Annotated in this window: 13 protein-coding genes; 6 read left to right on the top strand and 7 right to left on the bottom strand. The window is 50.4% G+C overall.

The window, feature by feature from the left end:
• Positions 1-54: 54 nt before the first annotated feature.
• From mfd to L9P87_RS00285, 4 genes are all read left to right on the top strand, one after another.
• A complete protein-coding gene (gene mfd / locus L9P87_RS00300) occupies positions 55-3498 on the top strand; it encodes a transcription-repair coupling factor (RefSeq protein ID WP_237442688.1) in 3444 nt (1147 codons plus the stop codon).
• Between the two features lie 73 nt (positions 3499-3571).
• On the top strand, positions 3572-4450 hold the full coding sequence (locus L9P87_RS00295) for a CsiV family protein (RefSeq protein WP_237442687.1): 879 nt from the start codon (positions 3572-3574) through the stop codon (positions 4448-4450).
• A 175-nt stretch (positions 4451-4625) separates the two neighbouring features.
• On the top strand, positions 4626-5234 hold the full coding sequence (gene lexA / locus L9P87_RS00290; RefSeq protein ID WP_237442686.1) for a transcriptional repressor LexA: 609 nt from the start codon (positions 4626-4628) through the stop codon (positions 5232-5234).
• Between the two features lie 53 nt (positions 5235-5287).
• On the top strand, positions 5288-5680 hold the full coding sequence (locus tag L9P87_RS00285; RefSeq protein ID WP_237442685.1) for a SulA-like leucine-rich domain-containing protein: 393 nt from the start codon (positions 5288-5290) through the stop codon (positions 5678-5680).
• 111 nt (positions 5681-5791) lie between these two features.
• Here L9P87_RS00285 and L9P87_RS00280 read toward each other — a convergent pair whose 3' ends face one another.
• The 5 genes from L9P87_RS00280 to L9P87_RS00260 form a co-directional block, all read right to left on the bottom strand.
• Positions 5792-6070, bottom strand: coding sequence for a hypothetical protein (locus L9P87_RS00280; RefSeq protein ID WP_237442684.1), 279 nt, complete (start codon positions 6068-6070; stop codon positions 5792-5794).
• Between the two features lie 99 nt (positions 6071-6169).
• Positions 6170-6667 carry a DUF6586 family protein gene (locus L9P87_RS00275; protein ID WP_237442683.1) on the bottom strand — a complete coding sequence of 166 codons (498 nt, stop codon included), beginning with the start codon at positions 6665-6667 and terminating at the stop codon, positions 6170-6172.
• 74 nt (positions 6668-6741) lie between these two features.
• Entirely contained in the window at positions 6742-9408 is a 2667-nt protein-coding gene (topA, locus tag L9P87_RS00270) for a type I DNA topoisomerase (protein WP_237442682.1), read from the bottom strand.
• 161 nt (positions 9409-9569) lie between these two features.
• Positions 9570-9794, bottom strand: coding sequence for a DUF1653 domain-containing protein (locus L9P87_RS00265; RefSeq protein WP_237442681.1), 225 nt, complete (start codon positions 9792-9794; stop codon positions 9570-9572).
• Between the two features lie 2 nt (positions 9795-9796).
• Complete coding sequence (locus tag L9P87_RS00260) at positions 9797-10150, bottom strand: hypothetical protein (protein WP_237442680.1); 354 nt, start codon at positions 10148-10150, stop codon at positions 9797-9799.
• Between the two features lie 254 nt (positions 10151-10404).
• On the opposite strand from L9P87_RS00260, the gene L9P87_RS00255 reads away from it, so the two are divergent.
• On the top strand, positions 10405-10845 hold the full coding sequence (locus L9P87_RS00255) for a universal stress protein (protein ID WP_237442679.1): 441 nt from the start codon (positions 10405-10407) through the stop codon (positions 10843-10845).
• On the opposite strand, the gene L9P87_RS00250 is transcribed toward L9P87_RS00255, so the two are convergent.
• A complete protein-coding gene (locus L9P87_RS00250) occupies positions 10842-12737 on the bottom strand; it encodes an ATP-binding cassette domain-containing protein (protein ID WP_237442678.1) in 1896 nt (631 codons plus the stop codon). The two genes, L9P87_RS00255 and L9P87_RS00250, sit on opposite strands and share 4 nt — an antisense overlap.
• A 122-nt stretch (positions 12738-12859) precedes the next feature.
• On the opposite strand from L9P87_RS00250, the gene L9P87_RS00245 reads away from it, so the two are divergent.
• Positions 12860-14842: a transglycosylase SLT domain-containing protein gene (locus L9P87_RS00245; RefSeq protein WP_237442677.1), complete on the top strand. Its 1983-nt coding sequence runs from the start codon at positions 12860-12862 to the stop codon at positions 14840-14842.
• Positions 14843-14849: 7 nt separating this feature from the next.
• Here the strand turns inward: L9P87_RS00245 and L9P87_RS00240 are convergent, their stop codons facing one another.
• Positions 14850-15644 carry an MOSC domain-containing protein gene (locus L9P87_RS00240; RefSeq protein WP_237442676.1) on the bottom strand — a complete coding sequence of 265 codons (795 nt, stop codon included), beginning with the start codon at positions 15642-15644 and terminating at the stop codon, positions 14850-14852.
• Positions 15645-15690: the final 46 nt, after the last annotated feature.

Genomic DNA, 15690 nt, shown 5'->3' with positions numbered 1-15690 from the left:
GCTTTATCACCGCGTCTCCCGCTTGCGCGCAACAGATCAATTGAAGGATTCACCGTGGCCGAGGTCTTACCCAGTCTTAACAACACCATCAAAGGCAACAAAATACACTGGGGCGGATTGTCCGGATGTAGCGAGTCGCTTGCCATCGCCGAAACCGCTGCCGCCTATGACGGCATTCTACTGGTCACCACCATTAGCAGTGCCGAAGCCAATCGACTCGAGCAAGAAGTCAGTTTCTTCTTAGCCGCCGAGGACGACATCCCGGTCATCCACTTCCCCGATTGGGAAACACTGCCTTACGACACGTTCTCTCCTCACCAAGACATCGTATCCGAGCGTTTACAGGCCCTACACCAATTACCGAGACAGCGCCGTGGCGTTCTGATAACCCCCATCTCAACATTAATGCATCGACTGACTCCTGCCAGCTTTATCGAAGCTAATGCCTTTGTTCACAAGACCGGCGACTCACTCGACAGCGACCAGTACCGCACCCGACTGCAAGAATCTGGCTACCGCTGCGTCGATACGGTTTACGAACACGGGGAGTTTGCGGTCCGCGGCGCCGTAATCGACATATACCCTATGGGCAGCAAACACCCTTATCGTATCGATTTATTCGACGATGAAATTGAAACACTGCGCAGCTTCGACATAGAAAGCCAACGAACTATCAGCAAGGTTGACGAAATCAAGCTACTGCCCGCCCGGGAATACCCCCTCGATAAAGCCGGCATCCGGCTGTTCAAAAACCAGAGTTATGAACTCTTTGGTGATCGCGCCAAAGACAGCACGCTGTTTAAAGACGTCTTTCAGGGAATTGCACCCGCCGGCATCGAGTACTATCTACCGCTATTCTTTGAGCAGACCCAAACCCTGCTCGACTTCCTCCCCAACAACACCCTGGCACTGTCTCAAACAGGCGCCTTCGACGCCGGCAAAACCTTTTGGCACGACGTCTGCGAACGCTACGAAACACGGGCAATCGACCCCAGACAGCCCATACTGCCACCACAATATCTATTCAACTCACTCGAAGATCTTTTCGCGCAGTTGAAAAACTATACCAATATCAGCTTGTCCGGCCTGCCGATCGACGCCGGCAGCGGCAAACATAATCTTCCAATCAACAGCATTACCAGCTTCACCGACACCCCGACGGCCTCGCCCTACGAGGGGCTGACAGAATATCTGGCCAATTATCAGGGCCGGGTTATATTCTGCTGCGAAAGCGCCGGCCGCCGCGAGGCAATGCTAGAGCAGCTCAACAAGCACGGCATCAAACCCCGCACCCTCAATCAATGGCACGAATTCACCCTGGGCAGTGACCGCTTCGCCATTATCGTTGGTCCGCTGCAGCAAAGTGCCGTTTTCGAGCAACGCATCTGCATCATCACCGAGGCCTCATTGTTTGGCCAACGCGTAATGCAAAGCCGACGCCGCAAAAAAGTAGCCGACAACACCGATGCGATCATTCGCAACCTTACCGAACTGAAAATTGGTGCCCCTGTGGTCCACCTGGACCACGGTGTTGGACGCTATCTCGGCCTGCAGAATCTTGGTATTGACGGCCAAGAGGTTGAGTTTCTCACCCTCAAATACGCCAACGATACCAAGCTTTATGTCCCAGTATCATCGCTGAATCTGATCAGCCGCTACAGCGGCAGCGACGACGAACACGCGCCGCTGCACAAACTCGGCAATGAACAATGGGCCAAGGCCAAGCGCAAGGCCGTCGAGCAAATCCACGATGTCGCCGCCGAACTCCTCGATATTTACGCACGTCGGGCGGCAAGGAAAGGCGAGTCACTGGCCGCCAGCCCCGACAACTACAACCTATTTAGCGCCGGCTTCCCCTTTGAGGAAACCCAGGATCAAGAAGCCGCTATCGATGCCGTCCGCAACGATCTTCGAGCAAACACACCAATGGACAGGTTGGTCTGCGGTGATGTGGGCTTTGGCAAGACAGAAGTTGCCATGCGAGCAGCGTTTATTGCCGCCGAGGCTGGCAAGCAAATTGCCATATTGGTACCGACCACCCTGCTCGCTCAGCAGCACTACGAATCGTTCTGTGACCGCTTCGCCGACTGGCCAGTCAATATCGAAGTCATCTCTCGGTTTAAAACGGCGGCAGAGCAAAAAGGCGTCATCGAGAAACTGGCTAACGGCAGTGTCGACATTATTATCGGCACCCACAAGCTGATTCAGAGCAACATCAAATACCAAAACCTTGGCCTACTGATTATCGACGAGGAGCACCGCTTCGGCGTAAAGCAAAAGGAGCAACTCAAATCCTTGCGCGCCCAGGTCGACATCCTCACCATGACAGCCACACCCATACCGCGCACCCTGAACATGGCGATGTCAGGCATGCGCGACTTATCGATTATTGCGACACCACCGGCCAAGCGTTTATCTGTCAAGACCTTTGTTCAGGAACGCCAGGATGCCGTCATCAAAGAAGCCATACTGCGAGAACTACTCCGTGGCGGCCAGGTGTACCTGCTGCACAACGAGGTTAAGTCGATTGAAAAGACGGCACGCGAGATAGAAGCACTGGTACCTGAGGCCCGCGTCGCCATTGGCCACGGCCAAATGCGCGAAAAAGAGCTTGAGCAGGTCATGAGCGATTTTTATCACAAACGCTATAACGTACTGGTGTGCACCACGATCGTTGAGACAGGCATCGATATTCCATCGGCCAACACCATGATAATTGACCGTGCCGATAAATTTGGTCTGGCCCAGCTTCACCAACTCCGCGGTCGCGTCGGGCGTTCCCATCACCAGGCCTACGCCTATCTGTTGACGCCTCACACTAAAGCCCTGAGTAAAGACGCTCATAAACGATTAGATGCCATTAGCGAGGCCCAGGAGCTTGGCGCAGGCTTTACCCTGGCCACCCATGACATGGAGATTCGCGGTGCCGGCGAACTGCTCGGTGATGAGCAGAGCGGCCAAATCCAAACCGTCGGTTTCTCCCTTTACATGGAGATGCTCGAAGAGGCCATCGACGCCATTAAACAGGGCAAGACACCCAATATTGAAAAGGCGTTAAATCAAGGCAGCGAGGTCGATATGAAGATTGCCGCCTTAATCCCCGACAACTACCTGCCAGATGTCCACGGTCGCCTCATACTCTATAAACGCATCAGTGGCGCTAAAAACGATGCCGATCTACGCGAACTGCAAATTGAGATGATAGACCGCTTCGGTCTCCTGCCAGAGCAAGTGAAGAATTTATTCGATATTACCGCACTCAGAATCAAGGTTGAGGCCTTGGGTATTAACAAGCTAGAGGCCGGCACAGAGAAAGGACGAATCATCTTCGGCAGCAATACGACTATTGAACCTATCAACATTGTACAACTGGTGCAGAGCAAACCCGCCAGCTATCAGCTCGAGGGCGCCAACACACTCCGGTTCAACGGAAAAATGGAGCAAAACAGCCAAAGGTTTGAAGCCGTCAACAAATTACTCGATGCATTAGCAGGCTGACAAAAAGGCTGATGCATCCTTCGCATCGGCCTGATAAAGTGAAGCCGATACCGATATCATTAGGATGTAAATTTTGTACTACCGATTATTACTTATCGCCAGCCTCATGTTGGCCGCTAATGCGAACAGCCAAAGCCAACGCACAGAAGACAACGAAGAAACCAGTGAACCCCGCTGGTATCAAGTCGAGGTTATTCTTTTTGAAAACCTCAACCCCAATGCTGCCGAAGAAGAACGCTGGGGAGATGTGATTAATTTTATCGCCGCAGAGAACAGCCTCTCTCTTAACGATATCAACACGATGACTGACAGCGAGGAGGATACAAACACCGCTCAAACAGAGCCTGGTGATACCTCAACCCAGACTGGCGAGTCATCAGACAGCGAAGCCCTGGACGCCGTCCGTCAACCTCTTATTTATCTGGATGAAGAACAGCGGATGCTCAACAAGCATGCCTTGGCACTGGATAAAAACAGCAATTACCGCGTGATGTATCACCAATCTTGGCTAATGGTGTTTAATGAGGGCGAAACATCACCCCCTCTGCTTATCCACGCTGGCGAGAGCTATGACCAGCACCACCAGCTAGAGGGCAGCCTGGATATCCAACTCAGTCGCTTTCTTCACGTAAAATCTAACTTTTGGCTCAGCAGCTTCAGCGAATCCTTCGACAGTGACGACAACACCTACACATTCAGTTATAGCGCCGACGACAGCCTATCGCCCTACCAAACAGCTAACTCACCACGCTACAGCAGCTTCAGCGACAGTGGCTTTAAGTATCAGACGCTGATGGCTAACGAGTATGACGTCGAGCAAACGGCCAATCTTAACAACCATAGCCGGCTCAAGAGCGACGAACTACACTATGTTGACCACCCGCTGATGGGGATGCTGATCAAGATCAACCGAGCAGAAGAAACAAGCCCAGCATTCGAAACCGAACAATAATCCCTACCTGACTGCCGCTGTAGCGCCCTACGGTGGCCATCGCTCAACCACCTGTTAACCGCTAGATCCCCCCCTCGGGACACTCTACTTGCGCTAAATCATTGATTAATACTTGCACAGCTGAAAAACACTGTATAGAATTACATGTACTGTATGGATAACCAGATAAGCAACTATGATAAAACTGACTGCAAGACAAGCCGAAGTACTCGCCTTGATCAAACGCCACATCAATGATTCAGGCCTCCCCCCTACACGGGCTGATATCGCCAAAGAACTGGGCTTTCGCTCACCCAATGCCGCAGAAGAACATCTTCGAGCACTGGCCAAAAAAGGCGCTATCATCATGCTTGCTGGCACCTCTCGCGGAATTCGCCTGCCCCAAGAAGCGGAAGAACTTGGCCTGCCTATTATTGGTCAGGTTGCTGCCGGCAACCCAATACTGGCCGAACAAAACATCGACGACCACGTCAAAATCCCAGAATCATTCTTCTCTCCACAGGCAGATTATCTGCTCCGAGTACGCGGCGAGAGCATGAGAGATATCGGCATTATGGATGGCGACCTACTCGCTGTTCATCGCACCAGCCAGGTCACTGATGGACAAATTGTCGTCGCCCGCATTGAAGATGAGGTCACGGTTAAACGCTTCAAACGCGGTAAGACCAAACGAGAATTATTGCTGCTCCCTGAGAATCAAGACTTCGAGCCAATAGTCGTCGACTTAGCCGAACAAGATGTATCGATTGAAGGTATCAGCGTTGGGGTTATTCGCCAACACTAAGTAGCTTGACGCCAGCCATGCTGGCGAATTGAACAGATTAAAAGGGACGTATTATGCCATTATTTGCCGCACTAGAACAAAACGACAATGCAGTTAACAACGAGTATATTACCGAGATTTGCATTAAGGGCCACCCCAGCCAAGAACTGCTAATACTTCCCATTATCAGCCATCTCGCAGGGGAAGACAGTAAGCGCTGGGTTACATGGATAAACCCACCCTCACTAAACCGCCAGATCCTGAAACAATTTGGCTTGGAAAAGCGTCCTATATTGATCATCAACAGCGACTCAGACGAGCAACTGCACAATTTGTTGCTGCGCTGTCTCAATAGCGGCAAAAGCAATACGGTTGTAGCCAACCTGAACAGCACCAGCACCATCAATCAGGACGAATTAGCCTACGCCGCAATCAACGGCAAAAGCCACTGCCTGCTTATTCGCTAAACCAGATACCCAGGGAGTTCAATTAAATTGGCTTGACGACGAAACGTCTCCAGCCATGAGTAATTCAGGGACAACCAGCAACAACTGACTCAATTCACCCTGTCATTAAGCTCAGTGAAGTACCACCTCACGTGATAACTCTTGCTCACTGCCCTCGTAGACTTCTTCAGCCTGGAATACAGCCTCCTCTTCTTGATTCTCGACAATCTCGGCAAAGGTCGCCATGCCGGCTTGAATCATTGCCTTGGCAACCTCAAGTCGAGCCGTCGCCGATACCATCTCAGACTCGTTGGTGAATCGGATATTAATCAGAGGACGTCCATCGCCATCCGCATGTCGTAATACAATCTCGCCATTAGCAAGTTCCACAATTTCCAGTAGAGAAGACACTACGCCCACCTTCTTTTTGTAAGTAACTAGAACTTCTTTATAACACCGCTTTGTCAGATTTAACAAGCCTTTCGAGCAGGATTGCACACAATAAGATGCTTAGCTTTCTACTGAGTGCTGACGCTGGCGTTGAATTAACTCGGTAAAACCGGTTTTTATCGACACGATGGTCGCCATATCAAAATCAATCACTGGCGCATCGAGATTCACCGCTGCAATCGCAAACTGTCCAGCATTTTTACGCGTTATCGGCATCGTCTGTTCCAGCTGCAAAGTACGGCTATGGAGCGTCAGCAACTGACACAGCCAGCCCTGTCTCGACAATGTCAGCAGCTCATTGAGTTCGCCGCTTTGATGCTGCCCCTGCTGCAAGAGCTCTACCACCTCAGGCAACTGCCATGATGTTGGCAAAGAATCCTCGGTCACATGATAGGAAGAGACGACCTCAACCACATAACTGCGATAGGCGGTGTAAAGATGAGTCACAGCGGCCTCCATCAGCCCACGGCGCTCCGCCTCATTCAGCTTTTTGGCCAACGTTAGCTGCTGCTGACAATACTGCAGCAGCGACGCTATTCGGCGTTGATAATCTCTCATAGCAGGATACCTCTTGGCTATGCTCTATAAAAAAAACCCGCCTTTGCGGGTTTTTTGGATTAATTGAAAGGCGTCTACTTTTTCTTCGTCGCCTTTTTCTTAACTACACGTTTTTTCTTCTGCTCTTCAACCCACTTACCGCCGACGTAATAAGCTGTCCAGCCACTGGCCTTGCCTTCAACCTCGCTCAGCACATACTGCTCTTTAGTCTTGCGACTATAGCGAATAATGGCGGGGTTGCCGGAAGGGTCCGCCACGGGTGCCTTCATCAAAAAGTCATACTTTGGATCGATCTCGGCCTGGTGTGGCAACAACTCAGACACCAGCGGTGCCCGCGTCTCTCGGTTCTTAGGAAACTTACTGGCCGCCAAAAATAGCCCGGCTGCACCGTCACGAAGAATATAGGTATCCTCAACCTTGATACAAGCAAGTTCAGGCATCGGAACCGGATCCATTTTTGGTGGCGCGGCTTCACCACTACGCAACAGCTTGCGGGTATTTTTACAGCCCTCGTTGGTACAGCCAAAGTATTTACCAAAACGGCCCGATTTGAGCTGCATTTCAGAACCGCACTTATCACACTCAAGCACCGGCCCTTCATAGCCTTTAATCTTGAAGCTGCCCTCTTCTATTTCATAGCCTGAGCAATCCGGGTTGTTACCACAGACATGCAGCTTACGCTGCTCATCGATCAGGTAGGACTCCATCGCCGAGTTACAGATTTGGCAACGGCGCTTATTCAGCAACAGACGAGATTCTGCCTCTTCATCTAACTCAGTACTAACCGCCTCATCGCCTGACACCAAGTTAATCGTACACTTGCAGCGCTCTTTGGGCGGCAAGCTATACCCTGAACACCCTAAAAACACCCCCGTACTGGCTGTTCTAATTTGCATGTCGCGGCCGCAGTCTGGGCATTTAATATCCGTTGGTGTCGGGCTATTAGCACGCATACCACCCTCGTCAGACTCTGCCTGATCCAGCTGAACCCGGAAATCGGTATAGAAATTATTGAGCAATTTTTTCCAGTCTTTAGTGCCAGCGGCAACACCATCCAGCGCCTCTTCCATTCTGGCGGTAAAACTGAAATCCATCAGGTCAACAAAGCTCTCACTGAGACGGTCGCTGACGATATCGCCCATTTTCTCAGCGAAGAAACGACGATTCTCAACCCGTACATATCCGCGGTCTTGGATCGTCGAGATGATCGCAGCATAGGTGGAAGGTCGACCAATACCACGTTTCTCCAGCTCCTTGACTAAGCTCGCCTCAGTATAGCGCGGCGTCGGCTTGGTAAAGTGCTGAGTTGGAATAACCTGCTGTAGATTCAGCACCTCGCCCTGTTTGACGTCGGGCATGATGACGTCCTCGGCTTTCTTCGCTTGTGGTTGCTGCACCTTGGTAAAGCCGTCGAAGCGAATAACCCGCCCCTTACAACGCAGCTCATACCCCACAGCCTCAACCACAATAGAGGTCGAGGTAAATTCAGCCGGTACCATTTGGCAGGCGACAAACTGACGCCAAATCAACTCATACAGACGCTCTGCATCGCGTTCCATATTTTTTAGATGAGCGGTAATACAGCCAACATCTGAGGGACGGATGGCTTCGTGCGCCTCCTGTGCACCCTCTTTGCTTGAGTAACTAATCGCCGCTTCAGGCAGGTATTTCTTGCCATAATTATCTGCAACATAGTCACGGCAATTAGCCACGGCCTCATTGCTTAAATTGGTCGAATCTGTACGCATATAGGTGATATAACCCGCCTCGTAAAGACGCTGAGCCATCATCATCGTCTTCTTCACACCAAAACCGAGGCGTGTGCTCGCCGCCTGCTGCAATGTCGAAGTAATATAGGGGGCGGTTGGTTTAGTCCTGGTCGGCTTGTCTTCGCGGCTAACAACGGTAAAACTGGCATCATTTAGCGCCGCCACAGAAGCCATGGTATCGACCTCATTAGTGGGGCGATAAGCATTACCTTGATACTTTTTGACCTCCATCGACAGCGCTTGCTGATCGGTGGTGGTGAGGTCAGCCGCAATATCCCAATACTCCTCTGGGATGAAGGCACGAATCTCTCGCTCTTTCTCAACGACCAGTTTGGTCGCCACAGATTGTACTCGGCCAGCTGATAGGCCACGGGCAACTTTGGCCCACAATAAGGGCGAAACCATGTAACCGACAACACGGTCTAGAAAGCGTCGAGCCTGCTGAGCGTTGACCCGACTCATATCTAGCTCAGAGGGGGTGTTAAATGCCTCTTTAATCGCTGTCTCGGTGATTTCGTTAAAAACCACACGCTTGTATTTATCATCTTCACCGCCAATAGTTTCCCGCAGGTGCCAGGCAATCGCCTCACCCTCGCGGTCCAAATCCGTCGCGAGATAAATGGTGTCAGCGGTCTCGGCCAACCGCTTTAATTCACTGACGACCTTCTCTTTTCCTGGCAGGGTTTCATACTGCGCGGCCCAATCGTTTTCAGGGTCAATACCCATTCGCCTGACTAACTGATCTTTTGCCTTCTTCTTTTTATAGGCCGCTTTCTTCTCCACCGGCATCTTACGAGTCTTAGCCGCTTCTTTCGCCCGCGCCGCAGGGTCGACAGCATTGGTTTTACTGCCACTGGTCGGCAAGTCGCGTATATGACCAACGCTAGACTTTACAACATATTGATTACCAAGGTATTTGTTGATTGTCTTGGCTTTGGCTGGTGACTCCACAATAACTAAGGATTTAGTCATTAGTTCCCTACATTAATAAGAGGTAAAAAAAACGGTAAACGTATCAATTGCCGCAAGTTATAATCGCACTCGGCTATCAAGGTCAAGTCTTGTCATTAAAATAATTGACCGAATAACGTCAAAATAAACAGCTACAAGCCTTATTATATATAGCTTACAGACTATTCTACCGGCAGTTCATCACCGACGTAACTAAAGCGGGCGAACACCCCCTTGTCAGTTGATAAGGTTTCCACAAACATAGATAACGGCCTGACCCAGAGAGCGCGATCACCATACATCGGGCGATAGACCACCAGTTGTTCCTCTGATTCGGAGTGGCGAGCCACCCCTTCGACCTGATAATAAGCACCTTTATAATGCTTATAGATCCCTTTTTTCACCATTGCTATTGCTCTCGGTATTTTTGCGACTGAATTAACATTATTTTTTCAATAACTTCGGCGACTTGATCAACTGTACTACTATCACCTTTCTCTCGCCAATAAACGGCCACAAATAACTGCTCAGCTTCAACATAGCTACAGCTGTCAGGTAGACTATCAGTGATGTTTTGTAGCTGTTGTTGGTATTCAAGGTCCGGTCTGCTCACCCAATCAAAGCCTTTTTCCAGTGAGATAAACCACTTTTTACGCACCACCTCTTGCTGCTTTGCTCCTCGCGGGTGGTACTTGCTGTAACAGCTCATCATGTCGAAGTCATGACGGTAGCGTAGCTTCTGTGGTAGCTTTCTGATCGACACGTCCAAACCCCGCTTACCCGCATATGCTCGCAGCCGCTCCAACTGTTTTTGTCGTGGACTGGGTCGCATCCAGAAAATGGGGGATATTGCCATAATGACCACAAACCCGATGATTATATACGCCATGAATACTCTTTCATTTATTGACTTCACTATATTTTGACAGACCGCAAAAACTGCCGTCTAATTGAATCATATATTCAGCTATACTACTGAATAAATGATTGTTTTATTCAATACACAGGAGCGCCTCGATGTCTGATTATAAACACATACTGCTTGCTATCGACCTCAGTGATGACAGTCCACTGGTGTGCCAAAGAGCCCAGTCGCTGGCCAAGTTATACAATGCCAAAGTCAGCATTATTCATGTTGTCGAACCTCTCAGCTTTACCTACGGCAGCGACATCCCTCTCGACTTCTCCAGTCTACAAGACGAGCTCTTACTGCAATCAAAGAACCAGCTCTTAAGCATGGCCAAAACCATTGGCGTCGACGAGGATGACTGTCATCTGGTACTGGGCAGGCCAGAGACCGAAATCCATAAGCTCGGTATCGAAGTAGGCTCCGACCTTGTTGTCGTAGGCAGTCACGGCAGACACGGCCTAGCGCTGATTTTTGGTTCCACAGCAAACGGCGTATTACATGGCGCCTGCTGTGACGTGCTGGCAGTGAGAGTCAAAGACGGCAATTAAGAGGCCAGTTCTTCTAACTCTGCCCAGCGCTCGACTACCACCTCAAGCTCGGCCTCCAAGGCCTCGAGCTTGGCCAGTGTTGAGGCGACCTCATCCCGCGGCCCCTGGTAGAAATCAGCCGCCGCGGTTTGTTGCTGAACAGTATCGATGTCGGCCTCTAGTTGCTCAATCTTAGCGGGCAACTGTTCAAGTTCGTGTTTGAGTTTAAAGCTTATCTTTTTCTGCGGCGCCGCCTGCACCGCGGACGAAGGCTCAGCCTGTTTCGACACCACCGCCTCGTCTTGATAGGCCTGCTCACTGAATGAGCCCCCCTGGTTCTTCCAATCACTGTAGCCACCGATGTATTCACGCACCTTACCCGGCGCTTCGAAGACGATGGTACTGGTGACCACGTTATCCATAAACGCTCGGTCGTGGCTGACCAATAATATAGTGCCCGGGTATTCCATCAGAATTTCTTCGAGCAGCTCCAGCGTCTCTACATCGAGGTCGTTGGTCGGCTCATCGAGTACCAACAGGTTGGACGGCTGACCAAACAATTTGGCCAACATCACCCGATTACGCTCACCACCAGACAACACACCTACCGGTGTACGCGCACGCTCTGGCGAAAACAAGAAATCTGACAAATAACTATAGATATGGCGATCTTTACCGCCAATTTCGATAAAGTCGCGGCCCTGAGAGACGTTGTCGATAACGCTTTTTTCACCATCGAGTTCAGTGCGTAACTGGTCAAAATAGGCCAGTTCAAGCTTGGTACCTTTTTTTACCTCTCCTTGCTGAGGCGTTAATTCACCCAGCAGTATTTTCAACAAGGTACTCTTGCCGGCGCCGTTATTACCAACAATGCCGATTCTGTCGCCGCGTTGAATAACCGTCGAGAAGCCATCGAGGATTTTCTTGTCGGCAGAGAAATAGTGCGCCAAATTTTCAGCTTCGATAACAATTTTACCCGAGCGGTCTGCACTATTGGTGGTGATACTGGCCTTGCCGGTTACATTACGGCGCTCTGAACGCTCTACCCGTAGCGCCTTCAGCGCTCTTACACGCCCCTCGTTACGGGTTCGACGGGCTTTAATACCCTGTCGAATCCACACCTCTTCTTCCGCCAGACGCTTGTCGAATAATTCATTGTGTTTCTCTTCCGTCGCCAGGCGCTGCTCTCGGTATTCGAGAAAGCTTTTGTAGTCACCCTTCCAGCTAAAGGCGTGACCGCGATCCAGCTCGATAATACGTGTCGCCAGTTTTTGTAACAGTGCTCTATCGTGCGTAACAAAGAGAATAGCACCACGGAAATCGAGCAACTGTCGCTCAAGCCAATCAATAGTGGTTAAATCCAAGTGGTTGGTCGGCTCGTCGAGGATTAATAAGTCAGGCTCGCTCACCAACGCCTTGGCCAAAGCCACCTTACGACGCCAGCCACCGGATAAGGTGCTCATTTTGACGTCACGGGGTAATTTCAGCCGAGTCATCACTTGGTCAATCTTGGTCTGCGCCGACCAACCATCGACGGCATCAATTTGATGCTGAATATCGGCCAACTTTTTTAAGCCCTTATCATCGAGCGCCGTGACCGACAGCGCATTAAATGCGGTCAGTAACTCACCGACACCGGGCAAGCCCTCGGCGACAACCGAATCAACTACGCGCTCGTCCGCCGCCGGTAATTCTTGCTGCAAGCACGATACAGTAACACCGGCATCGAACCAGAGTTCACCACTGTCGAGTTTGACCTCATCCAAAATCACCTTCATCAGCGTCGATTTACCGACACCGTTACGGCCAGTAATACAGACCCGCTCGCCCTTATCTATCTGAAATTCAACATTGTCTAATAAGACCTGTGTACCGAAGCTTAATTCCGCGGCGCTCACTCTAACTAATGGCATGACTGTACTCAGCAAAAATATTTGCAGGCGATTCTACTCTTCACAACGGCTTTGGGCTAGCGATGAGTTTTTAACTACACTTAATGCACTTTCATCACCGTTATCAATCTATGGGTTACCCCGTGCTGACTGACCTCCTCAAATGGCCATCCGCCTTGTTCTATTCATGTTTACTGCTGATATATACCCCGCTGCTTTGGGCCACCAACAGCCCGATGACAACGATTGAACACAACAACTTTATGCGGCTGCAATACATCAAGGCAATCAAGGCTTCACAGAGTGATGAACTGGGGCTATATCAGCAGTATGTCAACACTTTAAAGCAGTATCCCCTACTGCCTTACCTTCAATACAGTCATTTGACAGAGCACTTTGACAGCATTAACAATCAAGATGTCGATAATTTCTTACAACTTTACGGCGATACAATTATTGGCAATAAGCTGCGCTACATATGGCTGATGCAAGCGGTCAAAGAAAAGAACTGGCAACGGTTTAAAGCCTTTGATTCCGGCAGCGTCGAAAACGATGAGATTGATTGCGCCAGAGCCTTGGCCAACAATGACAGCCACCCCAAGACCATCACAAGACTCTGGTTGCGCTTTAGCAACAACCCGGTCAGCTGCCAAATCCTCTACAGCCACTGGCTACAGTATGGTGTCATCAACGAGGACCTGGTTTGGCAACGCTTTATCGGCCTCTTATCCAGCAACCAAAACGACAGGGCCGAGCAGCTTTTTTTCTTCCTCAACCAACAAGACCAACAGTATGGCGCAACGCTGTTGAACGCCGCCAAAAATAGTGGCCATGAGACGGCTGTTATCGATTATTTAGCACTGGCTGTAGCGGATGAGAAATACAGCGCCTTTGGCATTAAAAAGCTAGCCGAGCACTCACCAATACTTGCTATCGAACTTTACCCCAATCTGCGTATAGCCGAGCAGGAGCAAGAGATCACACAATTCTATCTGGCCTGGCACCTGGCTGAGCACTCACCTGAAAAAGCCTATCAATGGCTTCAGGCAACCAACGAAAAAGCCGCCTCAACTCAGCTTATCGGCTACAAAATACGGCTGGCACTGAGCACGAATAATTGGCCTAGAGTGGAGCAACACATTCAGCAACTACCCGCTTCAGAGCAACAGACGCCTCGCTGGCAGTACTGGTTATTGCGATCCCGCCAAAAAATGCTGCCGCTGCAACCTAAGCAGTGGCAGGCGGGCTATGTTGCGCTTTCACAACAGCGCAATTACTACGGTTTGCTGGCAGCATACCGAGCGGGTAAGAATCTGAACTTTAACCAGCAGACACCGGTGACAAATGAGCCACTGTTAACAGGCCACGGGCTGCTGCAACTATCCCCGCCGCTTCGCCGCGCTGCTGAACTATCCTTTTTTGGTGCAGAAGAATTGGCGGCTCTGGAGTGGCGTCAGGGTATTGATGGTTTAACGACGCAACAGGTTTTATCAGCGGCACAGACAGCTGCTGACAACGGCGACTACCGAAGAAGTATCGAAACGATTATTCAAGCAAAACTGTGGGACTACCTTGGCTTAAGATTTCCCCGCCATTATCAGGCTGAGGTGGCCAAAACCAGTCGCCTATTTAATCTCGAGCAGCCATGGCTGTTCGCACTGATCCGACAGGAGAGCTTATTCGACGCGAATGCACTCTCTGCCAATGGCGCCGTAGGCTTGCTGCAACTGTATTTACCCAAACTCGCCAAGAGTAACTCCTTGCTGCAACAGGCGGTATTGACCGACCCTGAGACTAACCTCTATTTGGGCGGTACTCAGCTAGAGCAGCTACTCGACAAATACCAACAAAACTACCCACTAGCTGCCATCGCCTATCACCTGGGCACACAACCGGTTGAGCGCTGGCTCCGTAATGCTGAAGAAATTGCCGATGTCGATCAGTGGATAGAAACCATCCCCCATAAGAAATATCGCCGATACACCCAGAATATCATCACCTTCAGTGCCATATACGGTCATTTAATTGGCAGTAATATCGATTTATCGGTGGCGATGATCATGCCAGAGAAACCGGCAGAGGCGAGCTTAAATGAAACCACTGCCAAGGCCACTACGCCCCGTTAAAGTTCCGTCAACAATCCACTGCCAGCTGGTCACCGACAGCAATACTATCCCCCCTGTGTATCACCAGGTTTTGCCCCACATAAATCACACCATCACGTCGACGAAAAGAAGCCAGAACACGATTCAGCGTCTTATGCTTGCGCCCTGTTTTAGGGTCTAACGAAGGCATGACACAGCGCGAGCACGGCTTGGATATATCGAGCTGTAGCTGACTACTGCTCAATGCTTGCCACTGATCTTCGGCAAATGAATCGCAACCCTCAACGACGATATTGGGCCGGAATCTTGTCATACTTACCGGGTGATCAAGACGGCTATTAATTTCATCAAGCGAGGCCTGGCTTACCAGCATCAGCGGAAAACCATCGGCAAAGCCTACCGTTTTTTTACTCTGCGAATACTCGCGACTAACAATGCGGTCGGTGGTTTGTGGCATGAACACCAAGCGGCACTCAGTCGCCAAACGCTGCGTTAACCAGGCCGCCACGGCATTGCCACAATCGACAGCCAATACGGTGTCATCCCAGATCACCACAGGCTCGACACGATCTCCGGCCTCTGCGACCAAAAACGATTCCCCCTGACTATCGGATAATTGTAATTGACCATCGATCATCGCCGTCGATAGTGTTGCCATCGCCGCAACCTCACGCTGGGTAATAAAGTGGCCCCGAGGGTCGACGACCATCCAGCGACGATCAAATTGCGCGCCAAACTTATCGAGTTTCACCTGTTCAACGGCAATACCCTGAAGTGATTTTACCGGGTGAATGTAGAGTTCTGACACTGTCACTGTTGTCATTTTTATCCCTTTTAAATAGTCCGTGGCGATGGTGTAGATCTAGTTT

It is taken from the genome of Sinobacterium norvegicum (assembly GCF_923077115.1).
GTDB classification, from domain to species: Bacteria; Pseudomonadota; Gammaproteobacteria; order Pseudomonadales; family Sinobacteriaceae; genus Sinobacterium; species Sinobacterium norvegicum.
Note: the sequence above shows the minus strand (reverse complement) of the source record. Positions and strands in the feature narration are given on the sequence as shown.

Bases quoted from the DNA above. Each gene is read 5' to 3' on its own strand.
- L9P87_RS00275 (WP_237442683.1), bottom strand. From the start codon at position 6,667: ATGAGAGATTATCAACGCCGAATAGCGTCGCTGCTGCAGTATTGTCAG.
- L9P87_RS00255 (WP_237442679.1), top strand. From the start codon at position 10,405: ATGTCTGATTATAAACACATACTGCTTGCTATCGACCTCAGTGATGAC.
- lexA (WP_237442686.1), top strand. From the start codon at position 4,626: ATGATAAAACTGACTGCAAGACAAGCCGAAGTACTCGCCTTGATCAAA.
- L9P87_RS00240 (WP_237442676.1), bottom strand. From the start codon at position 15,644: ATGACAACAGTGACAGTGTCAGAACTCTACATTCACCCGGTAAAATCA.
- L9P87_RS00265 (WP_237442681.1), bottom strand. From the start codon at position 9,794: ATGGTGAAAAAAGGGATCTATAAGCATTATAAAGGTGCTTATTATCAG.
- topA (WP_237442682.1), bottom strand. From the start codon at position 9,408: ATGACTAAATCCTTAGTTATTGTGGAGTCACCAGCCAAAGCCAAGACA.
- L9P87_RS00285 (WP_237442685.1), top strand. From the start codon at position 5,288: ATGCCATTATTTGCCGCACTAGAACAAAACGACAATGCAGTTAACAAC.
- L9P87_RS00250 (WP_237442678.1), bottom strand. From the start codon at position 12,737: ATGCCATTAGTTAGAGTGAGCGCCGCGGAATTAAGCTTCGGTACACAG.